This is a genomic window from Mesorhizobium sp. M2A.F.Ca.ET.037.01.1.1 (genome assembly GCF_003998075.1).
Taxonomy (GTDB): Bacteria; Pseudomonadota; Alphaproteobacteria; order Rhizobiales; family Rhizobiaceae; genus Mesorhizobium.
Map to the genome: position 1 here is coordinate 1 of NZ_RZSA01001258.1, position 1,606 is coordinate 1,606.

Consider the following 1,606-nt stretch of genomic DNA (forward strand, 5'->3'; position numbering starts at 1 on the left):
TGCCCACCCCGACCAAGAGAGCAGGCCTTGGATGGGCTTTCACGCGAAATCCAAGGCGGCCGCCGACGCTGACATCGACGCGTGGACGCCTTCGCAGGTGCGGGAGTTCGGTAAGTCGCTGGTGGCGACGCCTGCCAACCACCGCGAGCTCTGGTATCACGCCATCGACAAGCTGGACGCGCTGAAGCACGACCTCGAGAACGGCGACTCCTCGATAGCGTCGATCCTTCAGGCCGTGGATCAGGAGACCGAGTTCAGGAAGTTCATTGGCGGATGGTGCCGCGACCGCGCGGCAGGTCGCTACGTTGTCCCGCAGGAGGAGGAGCTCGCCGACGCCAAGCGCCCAGATCTGCGGTTCTTCGGCGTGGGCTTCGACGCCCCCGTGCCGACCGAGCTTAAGCTCGCCGACAAGTGGACCGGTCCACATCTCTTCGAGCGTCTGGAAATCCAGCTATGCGGGGACTATCTCCGCGATGTCCGCTCTAGCCGCGGGGTCTTTCTCCTCGTTTACCTTGGAACGAAGTCGTACTGGGACTTGCCGAACGGAAGGCGCGCTGACACCTTCGAACTGCTGATCGACGAGCTTCAGCGTCACTGGACGCTAATCTCCAACGACTATCCCGGCGTCGAGGACATCCGGGTCGTTGGCATCGACTTGACCCGACGGGGCATCGACGCCAAGGCTGGGAAGGCTGCCAAGACCACCAAGAAGGCGAGAAAGGCGGCCACGGCCGAAGGGAAGCTGCTTAAGACTGGGTCCAAAAAACACGAGACCACCATCCCCACACCTTCAGGCGACAGTAAGCCGGGCGCGCCTGCCAAGCCGGACAAGAAGGGCGGGCAAAACGAAAAGAAGAGGAGGCGCGCCTAGACGGCCGCTATTGGAGTTTCGGCGCGAGCGTTAAACGACCTTGATGGGGGCGCAAAGCTGCCGCCGCTGGTGTCGGCGGCAAAGTCCGCTTCTTTGGCGAAGGCAAAGTTTGCCTGAATGGCCGAAATGGGGGCGCAAAGCAGTCATTCACGGCTCGACGTGCGGAGGTGGCTTTCGGGTCATGGCCGTGAATTGACCCGGAGCGAGCGAGCTTCCGCTTAGGGTCGATTCCTGAAACAGCTCCCTCGGAGAAATCATCCGACTTAGCTGCTGATCTGAGCAAATCACTCCGGTTTTCTCCGCGCGCTCCAGCTCTCTCCTGCACTCGTAGCGCCCGCAAATTGTGCGATTGGTGGACAATCACTCCGGTTATCTTCTGAACTTCACAATTCTATCCGCTCGGGGTCGCAAGAACACGGGGACGCTTCGCTCTGATCCACCGTCAGTGGCGCGCGAATAGGCCTCCAGCAGGGCCGCAAGGTCAGCGCCGGTCGAGGGTGACCGCACAGACCTCGGCGATGCTTGATGCTTGTCCATGAAATCCGCAAAGTGCGCGATCAACCGGTCATGGCCGCCTGCAGCCAGGACGAGCCGACGTCGCCGGGCAACGGCATCGTCCTCGTCTTCCGTCAACCAGCTGACATGCTTGTCGGCGAGCCATTCGAAGCAGCGGATACGCGATGACGTGGACAGGTTCGTGAGCGTCTTCCCCAATGAGACGCCTGCAATGATAGG

Annotated in this window: 2 pseudogenes; one reads left to right on the forward strand and one right to left on the reverse strand. The window is 61.5% G+C overall.

Annotation, left to right across the window (positions count from 1 at the left end):
* A pseudogene (locus tag EOA27_RS35720) lies at positions 1-871 on the forward strand (hypothetical protein); the annotation flags it as partial.
* A gap of 369 nt (positions 872-1,240) precedes the next feature.
* Here the strand turns inward: EOA27_RS35720 and EOA27_RS41705 are convergent.
* Positions 1,241-1,606, reverse strand: a pseudogene (locus EOA27_RS41705) (hypothetical protein); the annotation flags it as partial.